Genomic DNA, 21518 nt, shown 5'->3' with positions numbered 1-21518 from the left:
CTGAGCTGTGCGGTAGCCGGGGACCCATAGCTCGTCTAGAATCAGCGCTGTTTTCTCTCCAAGGTAGTCACCCGATGTCATTCGCCGAGCAACTCGCCCGCCTGCAAGTGTTTCTGGATGCAGATGACCTGCACGAGGAAGCGCTCGATTACATCGCCGCTCACGGCTACCTGACCGCCCTGTGCATCTGCTCCGAACAGGTGCCCGAGCGCGAGTGGATCGACGCACTATTCGCCGAGCCGCCGAAATATGCGGATGACACCGAAAGGGAGTCCATCGAGGCGACGCTGACCCAGCTCAAGGCACATATCGCCCGCCAGCTCGCTAGCGATGAAGACATGGAGCTGCCCTGCGACCTCGAAATGGGCGATGAGCCTGACGATTCCGATCTGCGTGGCTGGTGCATCGGTTTCATGGAAGGCGTGTTCATGCGCGAGTCGGTGTGGTTCGAAGACTCCGAAGAGGAAGTCAGTGAGCTGCTGCTACCGATCATGGTTGGATCCGGGCTCTTCGATGAGCAGCCAGAGTTCAGCGATATCGCCACCGACCGAGATCTGGTCGAAGAAATGGTCTCGCAGATCCCTGAGATACTCACCGCGCTTTATCTGATCTGCCACGCGCCCGACGAGAAGCCTGCTCTTCTCAAACCACGCAAGCACTGACCACGGGTCATCCTCTTGGCTCATCGCGATATTCCGAAGTATCGCAACCCAGTAGTGCGCTACGCACTACTGGGGGTCGGTTGGCTAAGCGTTGCGCTCGGTGTGATTGGGATCTTTCTACCAGTCCTGCCTACTACCCCCTTCCTTCTGCTAGCCGCAGCCTGCTTCGTGCGCAGCTCACAGCGCTTTTATGACTGGCTGGTGATGCACCCCCGGTTAGGCCCCTGGTTTCGCGATTACCTCGAAGGCAATGGCATCCCGCACAAGGCCAAGGTCTATACGATCATCACGATGTGGTTGAGTATCGGCATCTCTTGCTGGCTCGTGCCGCTGCCGTGGGCACGGATTGGCATGCTGATAAGCGCGACCCTGGTAACGCGCTACATCCTTCGACTGCCCACTCTGCCATCCCGTTAAAGGGGTAGTCACCCATTCAAACACCCGTGGTTGCGCTGAAAGACGTCGGCGCCCATGGCGTCGATCTGCCCGTCGATCAAGGCCTCGAAGGGTCTGAGCAGCGCATCGAAACGCGCGCCCCCTTCAAGCTCGTTCAGCGCGACGACTATTGCTTCGAGCGTCGACAGCGCGCCGGGTGATGGCGCTTTGCGCAAGCGATAACGAGAGACATGTCCCGCGGGAAGTTCCACACGCGGCAGCGCGGCAAGATCGGGATTCAGATGAAGCTGCTTGCGGGCCTTGCGCCAAGTCCCATCCGGGACGATCAGCCTGATCGGCTCGGCCCGATCTCTCAGTTCTGAAAGTGAAAGCGCCCCCTCGCCAGGAAACAGCAGGTAGCTGTCCACCCCATCGTTAATCGGAAGGTCATCGAACATCTCGCCAATCCGCAGCTGTGCGTTAAGCAGACCGAGCGCTGCCAATCTGGCAGTGTTCAGTGCATGCCCGGCTTCGCTCGGGTGCTGCAGAATCAGAACAGATGTCCTGCTGGCTAGGGCCGGTATCAAAGAACACAGGCAGTGGCCTTCGGGACGCATACATCGGGCACAGCGAGGACGAGACATGGCTTCCTCCGGATGTACCGGGAATTCTGCCACATGGGCGCAGGATCGACAGGGTGAACTAAGCTAGTCGCGGTCACTACCGCCGAGGAGATATCGATGCTCACCCTGCACCACCTGGAAAACTCCCGTTCACAGCGCGTGCTTTGGCTGCTGGAGGAGCTGCAACTGCCCTACGAGATCAAACGTTACGCGCGCGACCCCAAGACCATGTTGGCCCCGCCTGAACTGAAAAACGTACATCCCCTCGGCAAGTCGCCGATCATCACTGACGACGAGCTGACGCTGGCTGAATCAGGGGCAATTCTTGAATATCTGGTCGAGCGCTACGGCGAGGGTCGTCTGGTTCCTGCTGCCAATACTGCAGAACACCTGAGGTATCGCTATTGGATGCACTATGCCGAAGGCTCGGCCATGCCGCCGTTGCTGCTGCGACTGGTGTTCGATCGTGTATCGAATGGGCCTATGCCCTTCTTCATCCGCCCCGTTGCTCGTGCCATAGCCAAAGGCGCCAATCAGGCGTTCATAGGGCCGCAGTTGAAACTTCATCTGGGTTACATGGAAGACGAGTTGGGTAAAAGCCTATGGTTTGCGGGCGAAGACTTCAGCGTGGCGGACATTCAGATGAGTTATCCGCTGGAGGCGGCGCAGTCACGAGGCGGGCTAGATGGCAGCTATCCAAGGCTGACGGCGTTTCTGGAGCGGATACGGGAAAGGCCCGCATACAAGCGAGCCATTGAACGGGGTGGGCCAGTGATACCGGGACGTTGATCAGTCAGCGCCCGGCTCGCTTCGGTTAGCGACGCTGAGCCGACGTCTTGTCACGCTGAGCGCGCACTGGGATTGGTTGCAACCGAGGCGGTTCGACAAACCCAAGCGCCACAGCCAGATTCCAGCACACACTATTGAGCCATGCTTTCATGATCTAACCCCTCCTGCTTGATACGGGTCTTGGTGGAGCTTTGGGACTTCGAGATCAGCATAACCCAACGATCGCAACATCGCCTGAGGCAGGTGTTGCAGATTGTTCAGACGCTGAGCCGTTCGTCCGGCCCTTATGAATAGCGACCCCCTTAGTGGCGAAGGGTTCGCTCTGGCTAATGGATCGTTTCCTGCCTGCGACGATAGGGAAATACGTCTATGACCTTGCCGTCGCTGATCGCCTGCTGAAGGCCCTTCCAGTAGTTCGCGTCATACAGCTCGCCATGGAGCTTGGCGAAAAGCCGGCGCTGTTTGAGATCGGCAAACAGAAAGCGCGGAAACTCTTCTGGGAACACGTCGTTCGGCCCCACCGAATACCAGGGCTCGGAAGACATTTCGTCCTCTGGATATCGCGCTTCCGGGATGTAGCGAAAATTCACTTCAGTAAGAAAGCAGATCTCGTCGTAGTCATAAAAGACCACCCTCCCGTGACGGGTCACCCCAAAGTTTTTCAGCAGCATGTCACCGGGGAAAATATTGGCCGCCGCCAGCTGCTTGATTGCCAGCCCGTAATCTTCCAGCGCTTCCTCGACCTGCTGTTCACTGGCGCTTTCCACGTACAGATTCAATGGCGTCATTCGGCGCTCGGTCCAGCAGTGGCGGACCAGCACGGTATCGCCCTGCAGCTCGACGGTAGACGGCGCCACTTCCAGCAGCTCTGCCAGACACTCGGGGTCGAACTTGGATGTGGGAAAGCGGAAGTCGGCAAACTCCTGCGTATCGGCCATCCGCCCTACCCTATCGACGCTCTTCACCAGCCTGTACTTCTCGATCACCGTGGCGCGATTGACGTTCTTGGTATGGGAAAAACGATCCTTGATGATTTTGAACACCGTGTTGAAACCGGGCAGCGTGAACACACTCATCACCATGCCGCGGACGCCTGGCGCCATGACGAAGCGGTCGTCAGTCGTCGCCAGATGATTGATCAGCGAGCGATAGAACTCCGATTTTCCGTGCTTGTAGAAGCCGATCGACGTGTAGAGCTCGGCAACATGCTTGCCCGGCATGATCTGCTTGAGAAAGCCGATGAACTCGGCGGGTATCGACACCTCGACCATGAAATACGAGCGGGTGAACGAAAAGATGATCGAGACTTCAGCCTCATCGGTAATCAAGGCGTCAGCGACCAGTCCGTCACCCTCGCGGTGCAACAGCGGAATTACCAGCGGCCACTGCTCATCCCGGGTGAAGATTCGCCCGACGAGATAGGCACCCTTGTTGCGGTAAAGCACCGAGGTAAACAGCTCAACGACCAGCTCCGGGTCCTTGCACACCCAGTCAGGCAGCGATATTTGCAGTTGCGCCTCCAACCGCTGCAGATCGGCACTCAGGTCCCCGTAGGGCACGTCAAAGGCGAAATCACTGAGGATTTGCTCCAGCACGCCTCGCAGATCGCCGCTGGGTTGATAGCGTCGCGTCTGCGCCATCCACTGAGCCCGGTTAGCCGGCCGGGTGGTATGGATGAACATGGTGCTGTCATTGATGCAGTCGTGACTGAACAGGGTGCAGAAGATCGAGTTGTACCAGGTCTCGGAAAGCTCATCATCGAAGCGCGGGTTAATCAGGCCGATGTACTCGCTCTTGATTTGTGGCCAGCGCTCGACGTCGAGTAGTACCTGCGATTCCACCGCCGAGCGCAAAGCCGCAGCGGTTTCGCTGACCTTCTGCTCATATAGGTTGATTCTTGCCGCCGAGGCGCGCTGGGCATCCTGCCACTGGGCCTGTTCAAAGCGAGCCCTGGCGCCCTCGGTAATCAGCCTGAAATGCTCGCGGTAATCATCGAAACCCAGAAGGATCTGCCGGGCAATCTCGATGTCCGGCGAATGCTGCGCCATATCGTTGCTCTCGCTGCATGAAAGCCTCGAGCTTATCCAGACACCCTCCCCAATGAAAGCCGATCAGCCCAACGGAAAGTTTGAAAGCGTGAATCGGGTTGCCAGGTCTAGGTGCCTCGCCAACACTGGCTGCTCATCCCGTGGAGTCCCGTCATGCGCATTGTCGATCTGTTGCGTCTGCTCAGCCTCGCCGCGATATGGGGGGCCAGCTTTCTCTTCATGCGGATAATCGCACCGGAGCTCGGGACCTTTCCCACTGCATTCTTCCGGGTGCTTTTTGCCTGTGCCGGGTTGTTGGCAATACTCCTCGTGATGCGGGTTCGTTGGGATTTTCGTGGAAAGCTGAAGCTGTGCATGCTTCTGGGAATGATCAACTCAGGCGTGCCATTTGCCCTCTATGCACTGGCGGCGCAATTCCTGCCAACCGGTTACTCGGCCATTTTCAATGCAACTACGCCGATGATGGGCGTCGTCATCGGCGCTCTGTTTTTCGCAGAATCGCTGACGGTCTCGAAAATGGTCGGCGTGATGTTCGGTCTGGGCGGCGTGGCCTTGCTGACGCGCACCGGACCCGTGGCATTCGACATGGAACTGGTAATAGGTGCGCTTGCTTGTCTGGGCGCGACGGCATGCTACGGATTCGGTGGGTTTCTGACCCGCCGCTGGATCAATCAACATGGAGGCTTGAGCAGCGAACTGGTCGCGTTCGGCAGCCAGGCTGGAGCTGCCTTTTGCTTGCTCCCCATGTTTGCCCTCTCGCTGATCATGGCGCCACCCATGTCCTGGGGTAACGGAACCGTCTGGCTCAGCCTTCTCGGCCTGGGCATCGGTTGCACGGCTTTCGCCTACATCCTTTACTTCCGACTGCTTTCGGACATCGGACCGGTCCGAACGCTGACAGTGACGTTCATCATTCCGCCGTTCGGCGTTCTCTGGGGTGCGGTGTTTCTGGGTGAGCCGCTGGACTGGGCTTACGTCTACGGCGGTGCGCTGATTGCCGTGGCGCTGTGGCTCATATTGAAACAGGCGCCTGACACGGCAGTGGCGGCACCCGAGACCCAACGCAGCTAGCGTCCCTTTTGAACAGTCAGGGAGCTCATTGCGTATCCGAGAAGCGTCAAACGATGCAGCGCCGGTGCTGCTGATGCTGATGCAGCCCGGCGCAGCGGACTCACTGCTGCAGTTCTTGCTCGGTGAACATGTCAGAAAAGAGCATCGAGGACAGATAGCGCTCGCCAGAGTCAGGCAGGATCACGACGATATTCTTGCCCTGCATTTCCGGCTTCTCCGCAAGACGTACCGCCGCAGCCATCGCCGCGCCGCAGGAGATACCGCAGAGAATCCCCTCCTCCCGCATCAGGCGCAGCGCCATGGCTTTGGACTCGTCATCGTCGACACGCTCGACCTGATCGACGATTGACAGGTCCAGGTTCTTCGGTACGAAACCAGCACCGATGCCCTGGATCTTGTGCGGACTTGGTTTGACTTCATCCCCAGCCATCGTCTGCGTGATTACCGGAGAGCTGACCGGCTCTACCGCAACGCTGAGAATCTGCTTGCCCTTGGTGTTCTTGATATAGCGCGACACACCGGTAATGGTGCCCCCAGTACCGACGCCTGCAACCAGCACATCAATACTGCCTTCGGTGTCATTCCAGATTTCCGGACCGGTTGTCTTCTCGTGAATGGCCGGATTGGATGGGTTCTCGAACTGTTGCGGCATGAAGTACTTGTCCGGGTCGGTCGCGGCGATCTCTGCTGCTTTTTCGATCGCACCCTTCATCCCTTTAGCCGCTTCGGTCAACACCAGCTCTGCACCCAGTGCCTTCAATACCTTGCGACGCTCCAGGCTCATCGAGGCCGGCATGGTCAGCATCAGCTTGTACCCGCGCGCCGCCGCCACAAAGGCGAGCCCAATGCCCGTATTGCCGGACGTTGGCTCGACCAGGGTCATGCCAGGCTTCAGCCGACCGCTTTCTTCTGCGTCCCAGATCATGGCCGCGCCGATGCGGCACTTGACCGAGTAAGCCGGATTGCGCCCCTCGATCTTCGCCATGATGGTGACGCCCTTGGGCCCCAGTCGATTGATCATCACCAGCGGCGTATTCCCGATGGTTTGCGCGTTGTCAGCAAAGATGCGGCTCATGACAGTGTCCCTGCGTTGTATAAATCAGACTGATGAGCCTAAGCGCAGTCTCGTGACTCGTCCAGCCGAACTCATGGCTGAACAGCGGGGTCCATCGAGAAGCAAAGCGCACCCCTTTCTTCAACCCATCAGGCCCGAGATGAAGACACGTTATCGACTTCCGTTGTGGATCTTCCTGTCACTTGCAGTGGTTTTGCTGCTGCTACATCTTGCCCTGCCACACCTGGTCCTCAACTACCTGAACGACAAGCTCGCTGATATGGGCGATTACCGCGGCAATATCGAGGACGTCGATTTAGCCTGGTGGCGGGGTTCCTACACCATCGATGGCCTGGTCATCGAAAAGAAAGCCGAGCCGATCCAAGCCCCGTTGCTTACCGCCGAATCGATTGATATCGGTGTCAGCTGGCGAACCTTGTGGAACGAGCGCGCGCTGGTGGGCGAGGTCATCCTTCATCAGCCGCATCTGAATTTCATCGATGATGAGGATGCGGATGAAGACCAGACTGGCGAGGGAGTCGACTGGCGGGATCAGGTCAATGAAGTAATCCCCTTCACCTTGAATGAAGTACGCGTCGAAGACGGTCAGCTGTCCTTCCGTAACTTCGATGCCGACCCGCCTGTTCATGTCTATGCCAACGCGATAAACGCCAGTCTTTATAACCTCACCAACTCTGCCAATGATGAGCAGGGTCGAGTCGCCACGTTCAAAGGGGAAGCAAGATTCTTCGATCAGGCGCCCATCGAAGCCTCTGCTCATTTCGACCCATTCACGGACTGGGTGAATTTCGACGTCAACCTTCGCTTGACGGGGCTCGACCTGACCAAACTGAACGACTTCGCCAATGCTTACGGAAAATTCGATTTCGCAGGCGGAACAGGCGACCTTGTAGTGGAAGTCGAGGCCAACGACAGCCAGCTGGATGGCTATATCAAGCCGCTCCTACGCAATGTCGAGGTGTTCGACTTCGAGCAGGACGTTGAAAACGAGGACAAGGGCCTCTTAAGAGGCATCTGGGAAGCCGTTGTGGGTGGTGGTCAGGAGGTGCTCGAGAACCAGCGAAAGGACCAGTTTGCCACGCGGGTGGAGCTGTCCGGCAGCACGAAGGACGCAGATATCAGTCCATTCCAGGCGTTTATCGCAATCCTCCGCAACGCATTTGTAGAGGCGTTCTCCGCACGATTCGAGCGATCGCTCGGTGAAGATGACGGTTAATCGAGAACGCGCGAATCCCTGCCAACCATTCAGTGACTGAATGATCCGCTCACGTTCACACTCGTGCGCCCATCACTTATAGTCAGCCGTCTAATCCAACATGAAGAGCCTGCGTGCTAGGCCCGATCCAAGGAATCCCAGATGAAGTTCGAAGGTACCCAGTCCTATGTCGCCACCGACGACCTCAAGCTCGCGGTCAACGCTGCTATCACGCTGGAGCGGCCGCTGCTGGTCAAGGGCGAACCCGGCACCGGCAAGACCATGCTGGCAGAGCAGCTGGCCGATTCCTTTGGCGCACGGTTGATCACCTGGCACATCAAGTCCACCACCAAGGCCCATCAGGGCTTGTACGAATACGATGCAGTGAGCCGCCTGCGTGATTCGCAGCTCGACTCCGACCGTGTTCACGATGTGCGCAACTACATCAAGAAAGGCAAATTGTGGGAGGCATTCGAGTCTGAGGAACGCGTCATTCTGCTGATCGATGAAATCGATAAGGCCGACATCGAGTTTCCCAATGACCTTCTGCAGGAACTCGACAAGATGGAGTTCTACGTCTACGAAACCGACGAGACGATCAAGGCCAAGAAGCGCCCTATCATCATCATCACGTCGAACAACGAGAAGGAACTGCCGGACGCGTTCCTACGCCGCTGCTTCTTCCACTACATCGCGTTCCCCGATCGCCAGACGCTGCAGAAGATCGTCGATGTGCATTACCCGAACATCAAGAAGGACTTGGTGGCGGAAGCCCTTGATGTGTTCTTTGATGTACGCAAGGTGCCGGGCTTGAAGAAGAAGCCGTCCACCAGCGAGCTGGTCGACTGGCTGAAACTGCTGATGGCCGACAACATCGGCGAAGCCGTTCTGCGCGAGCGCGATCCGACCAAAGCTATCCCACCGCTGGCCGGGGCGCTGGTGAAAAACGAGCAGGACGTGCAGTTGCTGGAGCGTCTGGCGTTCATGAGTCGTCGCGCCAACCGCTGATCGCGGCGGTTCACTTGAGCCGGCCGCCTCATGTCACTGGAGGAAGAGCCATGCAAACCTTTACCGGTAGTTGCCTTTGTGGCGTCGTGCGTTATCGCATCGACGCGCCAATCAACGAGCTGAGCCACTGTCACTGCAAGATGTGCAGAAAAGCACACGGTGCGGCTTTTGCCACCTACGCAGGTGTGCCGCTCGAGGCGTTTCACATTCTCTCCGGCAAGGATCAGCTAGGCGTTTATCACTCCTCCGAACACGTGACGCGGACGTTCTGCATTCGCTGCGGCTCCAACCTGCAATTCGTCGACAACCGCGAGCACGAACTGGGCGTCGCCGCCGGCACGCTCGATTCGCCGCTGCCGGTTCCGCCCCAAGAGCACATCTTCGTGCGTTCCAAAGCGGACTGGTATGAGATCCGAGACGGTCTCCCGACTCACGATGAAGATCTCTGAATTAATCATGAAAGGTGCCGTCCAGACGGCACGCTAGAGGTTCTGCCATGCTGCTTGGCTTGTTCAATGAAATGCGCGCCGCCAAGGTTCCGGTGTCAGTGCGCGAACTGCTTGACCTGGTCAATGCGCTGAAACACAACGTCGTGTTTGCAGACATGGACGAGTTCTACTACTTGTCCCGGGCGATCCTGGTGAAGGATGAACGGCATTTCGATAAGTTCGACCGAGCGTTCGGCGCTTACTTCAAAGGTCTGGAGAACCTCGACCAGCACATCGAGGCCCTGATCCCTGAAGAGTGGCTGCGCAAGGAGTTCGAACGCTCGCTGAGCGATGAGGAGCGGGCGAAGATTGAATCGCTGGGTGGACTGGACAAGCTGATCGAGGAATTCAAGAAGCGCCTCGAAGAGCAGAAAGGCAAGCACGCCGGCGGTAACAAGTGGATCGGCACGGGGGGCACCAGCCCATTCGGTTCCGGCGGTTACAACCCCGAGGGCATCCGCATCGGGGACGCTGGCAAACGTCAGGGCAAGGCGGTGAAAGTCTGGGATCAGCGCGAATACAAGAATCTTGATGATCAGGTCGAGCTGGGCACCCGCAACATCAAGGTCGCCCTTCGCCGCCTGCGCAAGTTCGCGCGCCAGGGCGCTCAGGATGAGCTCGATCTGGACGGCACCATCGACCACACTGCGAAGGATGGCGGCCTGCTGAACATCCAGATGCGACCCGAGCGACGCAACGCCGTGAAGCTGCTCATCCTGTTCGACATCGGCGGCTCGATGGACGCCCACGTCAAAGTCTGCGAAGAGCTGTTCTCAGCCTGCAAGACTGAGTTCAAGCACCTTGAGTACTTCTACTTCCATAACTTCATCTATGAATCGGTATGGAAGAACAACTTCCGCCGCACTTCCGAACGCACTTCAACACTTGATCTGCTGCATAAGTACGGCGCGGACTACAAGGTTGTCTTCGTTGGTGATGCAGCCATGGCGCCCTACGAAATCACCCAGGCCGGCGGCAGTGTGGAGCACTGGAACGAAGAAGCCGGTTACGTCTGGATGCAGCGCTTCATGGAGAAATACAAGAAGCTCATCTGGATCAACCCGTACCCGAAAGACACCTGGGGCTACACCTCCTCCACCGGTATCGTCCGCGATCTCGTCGAAGACCGAATGTATCCGCTTACGCTGAGCGGCTTGGAAGAAGGGATGAAGTTCCTGTCGAAGTAGGCATCCAGCCGCTGCAAGGACGCAAAGGGTGAAGACAAGGCTGGTGCTGAGCGCCATTGCGGTATGGACTGCGTTGATCGCAGCTAACGATGTCTATCTAGCAGTCATGCTTGCCAATGAACCGGTTGAACAAATTCATGGCGGATGGCCCTCGAACCTCGCTGGCTGGGTTCTCGAGCACTACAAGTCGGTCCTATACGCCAAGGTTGCAGCCTCGGCCATCATTGCAATCTGGTGGCTGGCGGCGGCGGTAAGACCCAAAAGTCGGCCCTGGTTGCGGCTTGCCAACGGAGCATTCAGTGGGTGGCTTCTGATCCAGGTGGTGATGGTCTGGATCGCGGTTGGCACCATCCTTTTGCAAGTGGCTGGCCTGCAGCACGAACCAACCGGTCGTAATCTTCTGTCTATTATCAGAGTTGCAGACCTGAGCTGGTTGATACTCGTCACCCTGTGCGTGCCTGGCATTCAGGGTGTTCTAGGTGAATGGGCTTGCCGTCTAGGTCGCTTTCAGTCTCGGGAAAGCGAACCTACCGTTGCGGCGGAAGCGGCTTAGCGATACGCCGCCGCTTGCGGTAGCGCTGAGGGAACAGCGCCTGACTCAGTAATACGATGATGCTCTCGATGATCCAGGCCAGCAGCAACGCACAGCACAATCCCCAGGCGATTGCTTCGGGTGCCAGCAGAACCTGGAATCGATAGCTGCTCCATACCTGAGCTCTCATGCTCTGATCTGCGCCGATCAGTACATGCCACGCCTGCGCGTACCAAGGGCCTTGCATGATTCGCCATTCTCGATCTAGCAGTCGCGCGCGCTCCACCAGAGCCGAGACACTACGGGCATCGCTCTGGATTACCGGGTCCTCGCTGGCACGGTAGTGCGCGACCAGCGCATTCAGATCACCGCTGAAGAATCGGCCAGCCGTTTCCTGAAATCCGGTCAGCCCTTGCTGGGTTTCAAGCCGCCGAGCTTCGACGTGGTTCGCATAGGCCTGGATGAATCCGGGCACCTGTATGCCGATTAACAGCCCGAGGGCGAAGAGTGTGAGCCGCAGATAACTTCTGAACATCAGGCCACCTGCCCGCGAGCGACGCACTCGCCCAGCCGCCATAACGTCCACTCACCCGATTGGTGTATATCCCATAACTCGTTATCGGTCAGTGGTTCGGTTGCCAGCACGGTTACGACATCGTTCGGCGTAGTCTCGGCGGTGAAGTCCACAGTCAACTCAGCATCCTTCAATTGGGCCGGGCCAAACGGAGCGCGGCGGGTAATCTGCGCAAGCTTGGTCGAGCAGAAGCTGAATAACCATTCGCCATTGCTGAGCAGACAATTGAACACCCCTTTGGCGCGATAGCCTGCACAGGCGTCGAGCAGATAGGGCAGCAGGTCTTCACCTTCGACTCGTTCAGGGAAATGACTGCGAATCTGATTGAGCAGATCGCAAAAGGCGGCCTCGCTGTCGGTATCTCCAACTGGCCGGTAGAAGCCCCGCGCCGGGTCGAAATCAGCCAGCTGGCCGTTGTGAGCGAAGCACCAGTGCTGGCCCCACAACTCGCGAACGAATGGATGCGTATTGACCAAGGCGACCTTGCCGACGTTGGCATGTCGTATGTGGCCAATCACCACGTGACTCTTGATCAGGTAGTGCTGAACCATCTTTGCAACTTCGGATTCGCAGCTGGCTACCGGATCCTGGAACAACCGTAAACCTCGGCCTTCGTAGAACGCGATCCCCCAACCATCCTTGTGCGGCCCTGTGCGGCCACCGCGCTGCATCAGCCCGGTGAAACTGAAATGGATGTCGGTAGGCACATTGGCACTCATGCCGAGCAGTTCACACATGCGCTATCTCCCGGAGGTCTTGGAAAGCGTCGAGCCGTGAATCAGAGCCTGGGCTCGGTACGCGCCTGGTAACGGTTCGCAGGCCGGTAGTCATCCTCGTCGTCTTCTTCGAGCCGCTCGCGCAATGTGCGGGGATCCTCGTCGACAGCCGACTCGGTACGGCCTTGCGGCCTGCGACGCTCGATCAGGAAGCGCAAACCAGCAAAGAGTGCGTACACGGCGAAAGCGATCAAACCGTACAGCGCCAAGTCAGCGACAGCGCGCCATGCGTTGTTGCCCACCTTGAACAGTAGGTCCAGCGCCGTGATGGCCACAGCCGGTGCGAACAGCTCTTTGGCAGGATCGACAATCGTTGGCGTCAATAGCAGGACGGCCATGATCAGCCGCAACGGCTCCCGCAGCCAACGCCACATCGAACGGGTTATGCGAAACCAGACCAGCAGACAGCCCAGTGCGGCGATACCGTAAGCCGCCCAGGCAAGCAGATATTCATTGGCAGACAGGAACATGATCATCTCTAGACAGGCCGGCAGGCGCGCCAGCGTAGGTGCTGCGCATGATAACAGCGCTAAACCACGGCACGGCTACCCAGGTGATGTAATGCACACTGGCCATTGCCCAATCAACGCCGTATAAACGCTGAAAAAAAGCTTCGCAACCCGATTGCGTGCTGAGAAGCCATACTTGTCGCTACTGACACATCAGGAGATTCACCATGACCTATCAGCATATTCTGGTCGCTACCGACCTGAACGATGAATGCCATCCGGTCGTAGCACGCGCTCAGGCGCTGGCGACCGCCAGCGGCGCAAAACTTGCGTTGGTACACGTCATCGAGCCCATGGCCATGGCGTTTGGCGGAGACGTTCCGATGGACCTGTCGATGCTGCAGCAACAGCAGTTCGATCAGGCCCGAGACCGTCTGGCCGTATTTGCCGACCGTTACCCAGGCCTGACCTCTGAGCAGCGCCATCTGGCGTACGGGCAACCCCGGCAGGAAGTGCACCGGCTGGCCAAGGAACAGGGATGCGATCTGGTGGTGGTGGGCAGTCACGGCCGGCATGGTTTGGCGCTGCTGCTGGGATCAACCGCCAACGACATCCTCCACGGGGCGCCCTGCGATGTTCTCGCCGTACGGCTGAAGAAGGCCGAGTAACACCCATGGCCTGATCCGCCGTCGGATCAGGCCGGCTCGGGCCCCTCGCCCGCACTCATCACCAGTGGCCTGATCTTTTTCAATTGGGTTTCCAGCGAATACGTAAGACTGGACGCCATGGAGAAAAAGGTCAGAAAGGCCTTCAGATTCGAGTCGCCATGACAGGTGTCGTGGATACGCTGCCAGAACGCCTGATTGACCAGCTGCAGTTGCTGGAAAGAACGCACCAATCCACGCAGCTCCCAATCGGCGTGCCGCCCTTCGCGCATGTGAAAGTACTGCCTGGCCAGATACAGCGATACGGCACGCAACACGAACTCCTGATTACTGGCGAACGGCAGATGCTGATTCGCCATCGGTTTCAACGTACCGAGGATCGGGCAGGCACTGGTGGCCATGATCACGCCCAGCAACGCGCGCAACCCCTCATCCAACCCTACTAGCTTGTTGTATTCACGCTCGGGCGTACGGACACGTACTTGCGCCTTTTTAACAGCGGGCAATCCCTGAAAGTCTTCGATGACCCGATGCAGATCGACTGCGGCCGGGCAATGCGTGAAGTTTTCACGGCTGAGTGGACAGTTATTGCACTGCTGATGGTCCAGACGGGTCCACTTGGGCGCCAATGCAGCGGCATCGGGATCATAGGTGCGATCCAGCTCGATTCGATAGCTGAACTCATGCTCGTCATCCAGGACGATGCGGTAATCAATTGCCATCAATGCTCCGTCCAGTGCTGACAGATTTCGGTAGTTAATGGTGTGTGTAACAGATCTGAATGTTCAGCACTGAACCGGCGACGCGGCCGAAACAGGCGCTCCGGCTGATCGGGGCAGATCAGCCGGCGCCGCACTCAACCCTCGAGTTCAGCCCAGCGCTCAAGCAGCTCGTCGAGCTCCTTTTGCAAACCCTCAAGCTTGGCAATCGTTTCGGCGGTACGCTCGGCAGTCTGCTGATAGAACTCTGGCTTGGCAATTTCTGCCTGTACGGCAGCGATGCTTTTCTCGACGGCGTCAATCTTCGCCGGCAGCGCGTCCAGTTCACGCTGCACCTTGTAGCTGAGCTTTTTCTTAGCCGGCGCGATTTCAGCTACAGCTGTCGCGGGACTGTTTTGCGCTGCTTCTGTCTTGGCCTCCTTCGCTTCCTTGCCATCAGCCACCCCGAGTAACCTGGGCGAGCCGCCCTGACGCAGCCAGTCCTGATAACCGCCCACATACTCACGCACAACGCCGTTACCTTCGAAGACCAGCGTGCTGGTCACGACATTGTCGAGGAATGCCCGGTCGTGGCTGACCATCAACACCGTGCCCTGAAAATTCAGCAGTACTTCTTCCAGCAGCTCCAGGGTTTCCACGTCGAGATCATTGGTCGGTTCGTCGAGGACCAGCAGGTTGGCCGGCTTGCTGAACAGCTTAGCGAGCAAGAGCCGTGCCCGCTCTCCCCCAGACAGGGCCTTCACAGGTGTCCGCGCACGCTGTGGGCTGAACAGAAAGTCGCCCAGGTAGCTGAGAACATGGCGGCTCTGGCCGTCGATGGTGATGAAGTCACGACCCTCAGCAACGTTATCGATGACGGTCTTTTCCAGTTCCAGCTGGTGACGCAACTGGTCGAAATACGCCACTTCCAGACGCGTGCCGGCCTCGACCTTGCCGCTCGTAGGCTGCAGATCACCAAGCAAAAGCTTGAGCAACGTGGTCTTGCCGGTGCCGTTCGCGCCGAGCAGACCGATGCGGTCGCCCCGCTGCAGAACGGTGGAGAAATCACGAATCAGCGGCGCACCGCCCGGATGGGCGAAGCTCGCGTGCTCAACGACGATCACCTGCTTGCCTGATTTCTCGGCTGCATCGATCTGGATATTGGCCTTGCCCTGATGTTCACGGCGTTCGCTGCGCTCGGCCCGCAGCGCCTTGAGGGCACGCACACGACCCTCGTTGCGGGTGCGCCTGGCCTTGATGCCTTGACGGATCCAGACTTCCTCTTGCGCGAGCTTCTTGTCGAACAGCGCGTTGGCGGTTTCTTCAGCGGCCAGCTGCTGTTCCTTGTGCACCAGGAAGCTGGCGTAATCGCCGTTCCAGTCGATCATGTGGCCGCGATCAAGCTCGAGAATGCGAGTAGCAAGGTTCTGCAGGAAAGCACGGTCGTGCGTGATGAACAGAACCGCGCCGTTGAAGCCGGTCAGCGCCTCTTCAAGCCAGGCGATTGCGCCGATATCCAGGTGGTTGGTTGGCTCATCCAGCAACAGCAGATCCGGCTCCGACACCAGCGCCTGAGCCAATAGCACCCGCCTGCGCCAACCGCCCGATAGTTCTGCAAGGGTCTTGTCCGCAGGCAGTTGCAAGCGGCTCAGGGTGCTGTCGACCAGCTGCTGCAGACGCCAGCCGTCCTTTGCCTCGAGTTCCTGCTGGACGTGCATCAGTTTGTCCAGATCGGCATCGTTCTGAATGTTCTGGCTCAGGTGATGGTAGTCGGCAAGCAGCTTGCCAACGCCGGCCAGGCCTTCAGCTACCACATCGAACACGGTTCGCTCATCGGCGAGCGGAAGCTCCTGTGGCAGCTCGCCGATTTTCAGCCCCGGAGCACGCCAGATCTCTCCGTCGTCAGGCAGCTGACTACCCTTGACCAGACTGAGCATGCTCGACTTACCGGTCCCGTTACGGCCGATGATGCATACCCGCTCACCCCGCGCAATCTGCCAGGACACTCCATCGAGCAATGGATTGTTGCCATAGGCGAGGGACACATTGGTCAACTTGAGCAGGGTCATGATTACCTCCGGAAAACTGGGCGCGCAGTCTAGCAGAACGGACCTCAATCACGGTTGCCGCCCAACGCCACGGAAGCCGTAAATACGCATATAGCGGTGCCCCGGCAGCGGCCATTCATCGTGTTTCATGCTTAGAGGCAATCACTATCCCCAAGGCCGGACCGCTCGTTCGTCGGAACCAGCCGGATTGTTTGTTTCAAGAGCTTAATCCGCGTTTAACTGGCTGACTGCCCGAGCTAAGCTAGCGGCCAGCGATTCCAAGCCCTCCCCCGTTTTCGGAAGTCTCATGCGCGGTCGACTCTCCAGTATCTGTTTCAGCCTTCTATTCGTTGTCGTCACCCTTGAGACTACTCAAGCCGCCAGCCTCCAGCAGCAGCGTCAGCTCTATGACGAAGCCAAGCGAGCGCTGGCCAAGGGCGACAGTGGGCCCTATCGCCGCCATGCAAGTGCGCTGCGCGACTACCCTCTCGAACCCTATCTGGCGTATGACGATCTGCCTCAAGCCAACTGGATGAAGCTGCGCTGGTTGCGATTGCTTGCGGCGCGAGGTGACTGGCGGCCATTCCTGACGTACTACGATCCCAAGATGAACTTCACCGAGCTGGACTGCCTGTACGGCCAGTACCAATTCTCCAGCGGCCAGCTCAAGGAGGGTTACCAGACTGCGGAGCGTCTTTGGCTGGTAGGTAAGTCACAGCACAATGCGTGTGATGCGTTGTTCGATCGCTGGGCTGCCGCTGGACAGCTCACTGAATCGATGCGCTGGAAGCGGGCCAAGCTGGCAGTCGAGGCCAACAACTCCGGCCTGGCCAAGTTTTTGGTCAAGGGCCTGCCGACACTGAACAAAGAGGGCGAGCTGCTGCTCGAGGTGGGACAAAAACCTGAGATGCTGACTCAGACGGCCCGATTCTCTCCTGCAACCGAAGCCATGGGCGACGTCGTTTCCTTTGGCCTGCGCCGCCTGGCCCGTAAGGATCCGGAGAAAGCCCTGGGCCTTCTAGATGCCTACGCCAGGCGAATGTCCTTTTCTCCAGAGGAGAAGGTTTCGATTGCCCGCCAGATCGGACTCACCCTGGCCAAGCGTTTCGATCCCCGCGCGCTAAACGTCATGGCCGAATATGACCCGGACCTGCGCGACGATACTGTCAGCGAATGGCGCGCCCGCCTGTTGCTCCGGATGGGGCGCTGGCAGGACGCTCACGAGCTGACAAAGCGCTTTACGGGAGAGCTTGGCGAGAGCAACCGCTGGCGCTACTGGAAAGCCCGCAGCCTGGAGCTTGCCAGACCCAAGGATGAGCAGGTCGCCCAGCTCTACCGGCCGGTCGCGGGTGAACGGGACTTCTATGGCTTTCTCTCGGCGGACCGCATCAAGGCGCCCTATAAACTCAATCATCAGCCGCTTGCTCTCGATGCGAAGCTGATGCAAAAGGTCCGCAATACCGCTGGCATCCGCCGCGCCCTGGAATTTCATGACCGCGGGCAAATTGTCGATGGACGCCGCGAGTGGTATCACGTCAGCCGCTTATTCAGCCGCGACGAGATGGTCGCCCAGGCGCGCCTGGCCTATGACATGGAGTGGTATTTCCCAGCGATTCGCACGATCAGCCAGGCGAAATACTGGGACGACCTGGATATACGATTCCCCATGGCGCATCGCAGCAGCCTGGTGAACGCCGCAAAGGCCCGGGAGATCCATCCCAGCTGGGTTTTTGCCATCACCCGCCAAGAGAGCGCCTTCATGGCCGACGCCCGCTCTCATGTGGGGGCGACAGGCCTGATGCAATTGATGCCGGCCACTGCCAAGGAAACCGCCAAGCGCTTTGGTATTCCGCTGGCCTCTCAACAGCAGGTACTCAACCCCGCGACCAATATTCAGCTTGGGGCCGCTTATCTCAGCCAGATCTATGGCCAGTTCAATGGCAACAGGGTGCTTGCGTCCGCAGCCTACAACGCCGGCCCCGGGCGGGTCAGGCAATGGCTGAAGAACGCGTCGCATCTTCCCTTCGATGTATGGGTTGAAAATATTCCATTCGATGAGACCCGGCAGTACGTCCAGAACGTGCTGACCTACTCGGTAATCTATGGCGAGAAACTCAATGCGCCGCAGCCGCTTGTCGAATGGCATGAGCGATATTTCGACGGCCAGCGTTAATCGCTGTCCCGCCAGCGGACCGCCACCTGTGCGTGTCCGCTGGGAATATCAGGAGAACTCAATGATTGGCTCGATCAAGACAAGTTAAGCCAAACTCGCCCGTTTGATCGCGACTGTGAGTGCCTACTCGAGCACTTCGACAGGCATACCTACCTGCAACAGGCCCGTGCCTTCAGCAATCAGATTCTGGCCGAAGAACACCCCGCCATCGCCCTTGCGATAGTTCATCAGCGTTGCCAAGGGTTCGCGAACGGGGCTCCGTTCACCATTAAGCGGATCGATCGTCGGGATGATGCATCGGGAGCATGGTTTCACCACCCGGAACTCGAGAGAACCAATGCGGATGCGCCGCCACGTGTCTTCTGCATAGGGCGCGGAGCCGGCGATGACCAAGTTTGGCCTAAACCGCCGGACGTCGAGTATTTGCCCTACCCGGGCCGAAAGGTCGTCGAGGGATCGCTGACCGATAAGCAGAAAAGGGAATCCGTCGCTGAACGCGGTGCGCTCGCCCGGCTGGGCGTAGTCCATGTCCACCTGAATGCCCTGCGAGGCTGGTAAGTAGACCAGCCGACACGGATGATCGAGCAGCCTCGTCAACCACTGCGCGGCGGCATCTCCTGCGTCTGGCACCTGCAGGCTTTCACGCCAGATCACCACACCTCGAGCAGCGCTTCGCAGATCTGGCATAGATACCTTGAGGACCTCCATACCCGGGGCGCTGAGCAGCAATGCATCCTCACCCTCCCAGCGGGCTTTCAGCAAAGACATTTCCGGCTGAGCCCGCTGAGTCAGAAACTTACCGGAATTCGCATCCACTACCATCCAGCGGCGGTCGCCGCTCAGACCCAGCTCATCGCACCCTCCCGCCTCAAGCAACTCAGCGGAACCGGACTTGAGCGGATAGCGATACAGCGAGGATAGATGCATGGATGCCTCGATCAGATGAGCGGGTCAGCTTTGGTCTTCCATCAACAGCCGTTCACGGACGACGTCGACCAGTTTCTCCGGTTGGAATTTGGAAAGGAAGTTGTTGCAGCCAACTTTCTGCACCATCGCCAGGTTGAAGTTGCCAGAAAGCGAGGTGTGAAGCACGACGTAGAGATCACGCAGGCGTGGATCGTTGCGAATCTCGGTGGTCAGGCGGTAGCCATCCATTTCTGGCATTTCGGCGTCGGTGAAGACCATCAGCAGGCGATCGGTGATCACTTCACCAGCATCAGCCCATGCCTTGAGCTTGTTCAGCCCTTTGGCGCCATCACTGGCCGTGTGGATGGTAATGCCGAGCTGGCTCAGGGTTTCGCGCAGCTGTGACAGCGCAACGGTCGAGTCATCGACGCATAGAACTTCTCGCCCTCGGGCACGCTCAAGCACCGGATCAGTCAAGCGCTCCGGCGCAATACTGGTGTTGTACGGCACAATTTCAGCAAGCACCTTCTCGACGTCGATGACTTCAACGAGTTTGTCTTCGACTTTGGTGATCGCGGTTAGATAGTGCTGGCGACCGGCCGTGGATGGCGGAGGTAGCACCTCTTCCCAGTTCAGGTTGAGGATGCGCTCGACACCGCCGACCAGAAAAGCCTGAATCGAGCGGTTGTACTCGGTCACGATGATGGTGCTGCGCTCATCAGGCACTAGCGGGCGCAAACCTATGGCGCGCGACAGGTCGATGACCGGCAGGGTCTGTCCGCGAAGGTTGACCACGCCGCACACCGAGCCATGACGATGGGGCATGAGCGTCATCTTCGGCAGCTGCACGACCTCCTGAACCTTGAACACGTTGATCGCGAACTGTTGCCGTCCCGAAAGCCGGAACATGAGGATCTCCAGACGATTCTGCCCCACCAAGCGGGTGCGTTGATCGACTGACTCTAGAATGCCGGCCATTTGCGGGCTCCTTGGCGAGTGAAGGGGAACTTAGGAGCTATCGGCCGCAAGTGGTGATGCTTGATCCGGAGACACAAGTTTTTCTGCACATCGCAATGGCCCGCTCGAGAGCGCTGACGTGGCGCCCATTACGGTCAGGCAGTCTGGTCGTCGCCGAGCACAAGGGCCTCGTCGCGTAACAGCGGGCTGTCGGCAGGAAGGTGCAAGCGCAGCGCTCGACGCCTGACCGAGAACCGCATCTTCTTGGCAGTAACCGGCTCGCCGTCCAGATTGATGTCGATCGCCTCCGGTGCGTCGACCTCGAGCCATGGGACCCGCGCTTTGACGGACACGGTATCAATGCCCAGAAGGCCGCCACTCAGCAGAGTCCCAAGCGTGCCGACTGCATCAGCCGGTGCGGGGACGATACAGATATCCAGCAGACCGTCATCGATCGAGGCCTGCGGGCACAGCTGCTGACCACCCCCGGACTGACGCCCGTTGCCGATGCCGAGCGCCAGAAACTCTCCTTCCCAGGTGAAATCAGGCGCAACGAACCGGCCCCATGTAGCACGCAGCTCGCTGAAACGCGAAAGGCCTGTCAGCAGGTATGCGCTGCCGCCAAGAACGCGTTTAAGCTCCTGCGAAGTGGTGGCAGTGACCTTGGAACCGAATCCCCCAGTCGCCATGTTGACGAAGAGCTCGCCGTTCATCTCGCCTACATCCACCGAGACGGGCGTGCGATTGAGCAAGGTCAGCGCGTCGAATGGCTCGAGCGGAATTTCGGCAGCCGTCGCGAAATCATTGGCTGTGCCAAGAGGGAGCACTGCAAGGCTTGCGTCGGAACCACTGCTCAGCAACGCCTGGGCGATCTCATGCACCGTCCCGTCCCCTCCTCCGGCGACCAGCGTATCCATACCCAACGCGAGTGCTTCCTGGACGAATCGCTCGGTATCCCCTGGTTCCCAGGTCACCCGCACGGCCAGTTCATTACCAAGCTGGCGCCACTCGTTGACAGCCGCACGTACTTCTTCTTTGAGCCCTTGCTTACCGTGAAGGACGAGCAATGCCTTGGGTCGATTCATGCCAAATGTTCCAGTTGTCCGTTTCGTATGCGCAGATAGACCCGTCACGGAGTCATAAAGTTGTCTATCTCCCACACCACAAGGGTTAAGCCGGCCGTCAGAAGAGCCTTACCACCGGTCAGAACCGCATCACT

General features: G+C 58.6%; 23 protein-coding genes. 11 read left to right on the top strand and 12 right to left on the bottom strand.

Going from position 1 to position 21518, the window contains the following annotated elements; all coding sequences use genetic code 11:
* The first annotated feature begins 74 nt into the window (after nucleotides 1-74).
* Nucleotides 75-662 carry a YecA family protein gene (locus NA619_RS16100; protein WP_255962863.1) on the top strand — a complete coding sequence of 196 codons (588 nt, stop codon included), beginning with the start codon at nucleotides 75-77 and terminating at the stop codon, nucleotides 660-662.
* 15 nt (nucleotides 663-677) lie between these two features.
* Nucleotides 678-1079, top strand: coding sequence for a YbaN family protein (locus NA619_RS16095; RefSeq protein WP_255962862.1), 402 nt, complete (start codon nucleotides 678-680; stop codon nucleotides 1077-1079).
* An 8-nt stretch (nucleotides 1080-1087) separates the two neighbouring features.
* Here the strand turns inward: NA619_RS16095 and NA619_RS16090 are convergent, their stop codons facing one another.
* A complete protein-coding gene (locus NA619_RS16090; RefSeq protein ID WP_255962861.1) occupies nucleotides 1088-1681 on the bottom strand; it encodes a tRNA-uridine aminocarboxypropyltransferase in 594 nt (197 codons plus the stop codon).
* Nucleotides 1682-1777: 96 nt separating this feature from the next.
* Between NA619_RS16090 and NA619_RS16085 the strand changes: the two genes are divergently transcribed.
* Nucleotides 1778-2449 (top strand): glutathione S-transferase, encoded by a 672-nt coding sequence (locus NA619_RS16085; RefSeq protein ID WP_255962860.1) that lies wholly within the window; start codon nucleotides 1778-1780, stop codon nucleotides 2447-2449.
* A gap of 25 nt (nucleotides 2450-2474) precedes the next feature.
* On the opposite strand, the gene NA619_RS25140 is transcribed toward NA619_RS16085, so the two are convergent.
* Nucleotides 2475-2600 (bottom strand): PA1414 family protein, encoded by a 126-nt coding sequence (locus tag NA619_RS25140; protein ID WP_336605464.1) that lies wholly within the window; start codon nucleotides 2598-2600, stop codon nucleotides 2475-2477.
* 175 nt (nucleotides 2601-2775) lie between these two features.
* Nucleotides 2776-4497: a bifunctional isocitrate dehydrogenase kinase/phosphatase gene (gene aceK / locus NA619_RS16080; protein ID WP_255962859.1), complete on the bottom strand. Its 1722-nt coding sequence runs from the start codon at nucleotides 4495-4497 to the stop codon at nucleotides 2776-2778.
* 153 nt (nucleotides 4498-4650) lie between these two features.
* On the opposite strand from aceK, the gene NA619_RS16075 reads away from it, so the two are divergent.
* Nucleotides 4651-5568, top strand: a complete 918-nt coding sequence (locus tag NA619_RS16075) for a DMT family transporter (RefSeq protein ID WP_255962858.1) — start codon at nucleotides 4651-4653, stop codon at nucleotides 5566-5568.
* A gap of 100 nt (nucleotides 5569-5668) precedes the next feature.
* Here NA619_RS16075 and cysK read toward each other — a convergent pair whose 3' ends face one another.
* Complete coding sequence (cysK, locus tag NA619_RS16070) at nucleotides 5669-6643, bottom strand: cysteine synthase A (RefSeq protein WP_255962857.1); 975 nt, start codon at nucleotides 6641-6643, stop codon at nucleotides 5669-5671.
* 139 nt (nucleotides 6644-6782) lie between these two features.
* Here cysK and NA619_RS16065 point away from each other — a divergent pair, with 139 nt between their 5' ends.
* From NA619_RS16065 to NA619_RS16045, 5 genes are all read left to right on the top strand, one after another.
* A complete protein-coding gene (locus NA619_RS16065) occupies nucleotides 6783-7859 on the top strand; it encodes a DUF748 domain-containing protein (protein ID WP_255962856.1) in 1077 nt (358 codons plus the stop codon).
* A 141-nt stretch (nucleotides 7860-8000) separates the two neighbouring features.
* The gene (locus NA619_RS16060) at nucleotides 8001-8846 is read left to right on the top strand and encodes an AAA family ATPase (protein ID WP_255962855.1); all 846 of its coding nucleotides are present in this window, start codon (nucleotides 8001-8003) and stop codon (nucleotides 8844-8846) included.
* A gap of 50 nt (nucleotides 8847-8896) precedes the next feature.
* Complete coding sequence (locus tag NA619_RS16055; RefSeq protein WP_255962854.1) at nucleotides 8897-9295, top strand: GFA family protein; 399 nt, start codon at nucleotides 8897-8899, stop codon at nucleotides 9293-9295.
* 47 nt (nucleotides 9296-9342) lie between these two features.
* Nucleotides 9343-10521, top strand: a complete 1179-nt coding sequence (locus tag NA619_RS16050; RefSeq protein ID WP_255831605.1) for a vWA domain-containing protein — start codon at nucleotides 9343-9345, stop codon at nucleotides 10519-10521.
* 28 nt (nucleotides 10522-10549) lie between these two features.
* Nucleotides 10550-11074 carry a hypothetical protein gene (locus tag NA619_RS16045; RefSeq protein ID WP_255962853.1) on the top strand — a complete coding sequence of 175 codons (525 nt, stop codon included), beginning with the start codon at nucleotides 10550-10552 and terminating at the stop codon, nucleotides 11072-11074.
* Here NA619_RS16045 and NA619_RS16040 read toward each other — a convergent pair.
* The 3 genes from NA619_RS16040 to NA619_RS16030 are packed head-to-tail and all read right to left on the bottom strand — an operon-like array spanning nucleotide 11049 to nucleotide 12873.
* A complete protein-coding gene (locus tag NA619_RS16040) occupies nucleotides 11049-11588 on the bottom strand; it encodes a DUF2937 family protein (RefSeq protein ID WP_255962852.1) in 540 nt (179 codons plus the stop codon). The genes NA619_RS16045 and NA619_RS16040 overlap by 26 nt on opposite strands.
* Entirely contained in the window at nucleotides 11588-12364 is a 777-nt protein-coding gene (locus tag NA619_RS16035) for a class II glutamine amidotransferase (RefSeq protein ID WP_255962851.1), read from the bottom strand. The genes NA619_RS16040 and NA619_RS16035 overlap by 1 nt, the downstream gene beginning before the upstream one ends.
* Before the next feature lie 41 nt (nucleotides 12365-12405).
* Complete coding sequence (locus NA619_RS16030) at nucleotides 12406-12873, bottom strand: MFS transporter (RefSeq protein WP_423836842.1); 468 nt, start codon at nucleotides 12871-12873, stop codon at nucleotides 12406-12408.
* Nucleotides 12874-13079: 206 nt separating this feature from the next.
* Here NA619_RS16030 and NA619_RS16025 point away from each other — a divergent pair, with 206 nt between their 5' ends.
* Nucleotides 13080-13520 carry a universal stress protein gene (locus NA619_RS16025; protein WP_255962849.1) on the top strand — a complete coding sequence of 147 codons (441 nt, stop codon included), beginning with the start codon at nucleotides 13080-13082 and terminating at the stop codon, nucleotides 13518-13520.
* Between the two features lie 26 nt (nucleotides 13521-13546).
* Here the strand turns inward: NA619_RS16025 and NA619_RS16020 are convergent, their stop codons facing one another.
* Together NA619_RS16020 and NA619_RS16015 are read right to left on the bottom strand one after the other, a co-directional pair.
* Nucleotides 13547-14239 (bottom strand): DUF6901 family protein, encoded by a 693-nt coding sequence (locus tag NA619_RS16020; protein WP_255962848.1) that lies wholly within the window; start codon nucleotides 14237-14239, stop codon nucleotides 13547-13549.
* A 134-nt stretch (nucleotides 14240-14373) separates the two neighbouring features.
* On the bottom strand, nucleotides 14374-16284 hold the full coding sequence (locus NA619_RS16015) for an ATP-binding cassette domain-containing protein (RefSeq protein WP_255962847.1): 1911 nt from the start codon (nucleotides 16282-16284) through the stop codon (nucleotides 14374-14376).
* A 286-nt stretch (nucleotides 16285-16570) separates the two neighbouring features.
* Here NA619_RS16015 and NA619_RS16010 point away from each other — a divergent pair, with 286 nt between their 5' ends.
* Nucleotides 16571-18436 carry a transglycosylase SLT domain-containing protein gene (locus NA619_RS16010; RefSeq protein WP_255962846.1) on the top strand — a complete coding sequence of 622 codons (1866 nt, stop codon included), beginning with the start codon at nucleotides 16571-16573 and terminating at the stop codon, nucleotides 18434-18436.
* A 123-nt stretch (nucleotides 18437-18559) separates the two neighbouring features.
* On the opposite strand, the gene NA619_RS16005 is transcribed toward NA619_RS16010, so the two are convergent.
* The 3 genes from NA619_RS16005 to yegS form a co-directional block, all read right to left on the bottom strand.
* The gene (locus tag NA619_RS16005) at nucleotides 18560-19363 is read right to left on the bottom strand and encodes an MOSC domain-containing protein (protein ID WP_255962845.1); all 804 of its coding nucleotides are present in this window, start codon (nucleotides 19361-19363) and stop codon (nucleotides 18560-18562) included.
* A 24-nt stretch (nucleotides 19364-19387) separates the two neighbouring features.
* Nucleotides 19388-20320, bottom strand: a complete 933-nt coding sequence (locus NA619_RS16000; protein WP_255962844.1) for a chemotaxis protein CheV — start codon at nucleotides 20318-20320, stop codon at nucleotides 19388-19390.
* 134 nt (nucleotides 20321-20454) lie between these two features.
* Nucleotides 20455-21384 (bottom strand): lipid kinase YegS, encoded by a 930-nt coding sequence (yegS, locus tag NA619_RS15995; RefSeq protein WP_255962843.1) that lies wholly within the window; start codon nucleotides 21382-21384, stop codon nucleotides 20455-20457.
* Nucleotides 21385-21518: the final 134 nt, after the last annotated feature.

Origin of the sequence: Stutzerimonas stutzeri, from assembly GCF_024448895.1 — a bacterium.
In the GTDB taxonomy this organism is placed as follows: domain Bacteria; phylum Pseudomonadota; class Gammaproteobacteria; order Pseudomonadales; family Pseudomonadaceae; genus Stutzerimonas; species Stutzerimonas stutzeri_Q.
The sequence above is the reverse complement of the archived record's forward strand: the minus strand, read 5'-3'. Positions and strand labels throughout refer to the sequence as shown.

What these genes read in the sequence shown, in the direction of transcription:
- NA619_RS16075 (WP_255962858.1), top strand. Translation starts at nt 4,651, where the DNA reads ATGCGCATTGTCGATCTGTTGCGTCTGCTCAGCCTCGCCGCGATATGG.
- NA619_RS16085 (WP_255962860.1), top strand. Translation starts at nt 1,778, where the DNA reads ATGCTCACCCTGCACCACCTGGAAAACTCCCGTTCACAGCGCGTGCTT.
- cysK (WP_255962857.1), bottom strand. Translation starts at nt 6,643, where the DNA reads ATGAGCCGCATCTTTGCTGACAACGCGCAAACCATCGGGAATACGCCG.
- NA619_RS16000 (WP_255962844.1), bottom strand. Translation starts at nt 20,320, where the DNA reads ATGGCCGGCATTCTAGAGTCAGTCGATCAACGCACCCGCTTGGTGGGG.
- NA619_RS16040 (WP_255962852.1), bottom strand. Translation starts at nt 11,588, where the DNA reads ATGTTCAGAAGTTATCTGCGGCTCACACTCTTCGCCCTCGGGCTGTTA.
- NA619_RS16090 (WP_255962861.1), bottom strand. Translation starts at nt 1,681, where the DNA reads ATGTCTCGTCCTCGCTGTGCCCGATGTATGCGTCCCGAAGGCCACTGC.
- NA619_RS16005 (WP_255962845.1), bottom strand. Translation starts at nt 19,363, where the DNA reads ATGCATCTATCCTCGCTGTATCGCTATCCGCTCAAGTCCGGTTCCGCT.
- NA619_RS16065 (WP_255962856.1), top strand. Translation starts at nt 6,783, where the DNA reads ATGAAGACACGTTATCGACTTCCGTTGTGGATCTTCCTGTCACTTGCA.
- NA619_RS16060 (WP_255962855.1), top strand. Translation starts at nt 8,001, where the DNA reads ATGAAGTTCGAAGGTACCCAGTCCTATGTCGCCACCGACGACCTCAAG.
- NA619_RS16100 (WP_255962863.1), top strand. Translation starts at nt 75, where the DNA reads ATGTCATTCGCCGAGCAACTCGCCCGCCTGCAAGTGTTTCTGGATGCA.
- NA619_RS16010 (WP_255962846.1), top strand. Translation starts at nt 16,571, where the DNA reads ATGCGCGGTCGACTCTCCAGTATCTGTTTCAGCCTTCTATTCGTTGTC.
- aceK (WP_255962859.1), bottom strand. Translation starts at nt 4,497, where the DNA reads ATGGCGCAGCATTCGCCGGACATCGAGATTGCCCGGCAGATCCTTCTG.
- yegS (WP_255962843.1), bottom strand. Translation starts at nt 21,384, where the DNA reads ATGAATCGACCCAAGGCATTGCTCGTCCTTCACGGTAAGCAAGGGCTC.
- NA619_RS16050 (WP_255831605.1), top strand. Translation starts at nt 9,343, where the DNA reads ATGCTGCTTGGCTTGTTCAATGAAATGCGCGCCGCCAAGGTTCCGGTG.
- NA619_RS16030 (WP_423836842.1), bottom strand. Translation starts at nt 12,873, where the DNA reads ATGTTCCTGTCTGCCAATGAATATCTGCTTGCCTGGGCGGCTTACGGT.
- NA619_RS25140 (WP_336605464.1), bottom strand. Translation starts at nt 2,600, where the DNA reads ATGAAAGCATGGCTCAATAGTGTGTGCTGGAATCTGGCTGTGGCGCTT.
- NA619_RS16055 (WP_255962854.1), top strand. Translation starts at nt 8,897, where the DNA reads ATGCAAACCTTTACCGGTAGTTGCCTTTGTGGCGTCGTGCGTTATCGC.
- NA619_RS16020 (WP_255962848.1), bottom strand. Translation starts at nt 14,239, where the DNA reads ATGGCAATTGATTACCGCATCGTCCTGGATGACGAGCATGAGTTCAGC.
- NA619_RS16015 (WP_255962847.1), bottom strand. Translation starts at nt 16,284, where the DNA reads ATGACCCTGCTCAAGTTGACCAATGTGTCCCTCGCCTATGGCAACAAT.
- NA619_RS16025 (WP_255962849.1), top strand. Translation starts at nt 13,080, where the DNA reads ATGACCTATCAGCATATTCTGGTCGCTACCGACCTGAACGATGAATGC.
- NA619_RS16035 (WP_255962851.1), bottom strand. Translation starts at nt 12,364, where the DNA reads ATGTGTGAACTGCTCGGCATGAGTGCCAATGTGCCTACCGACATCCAT.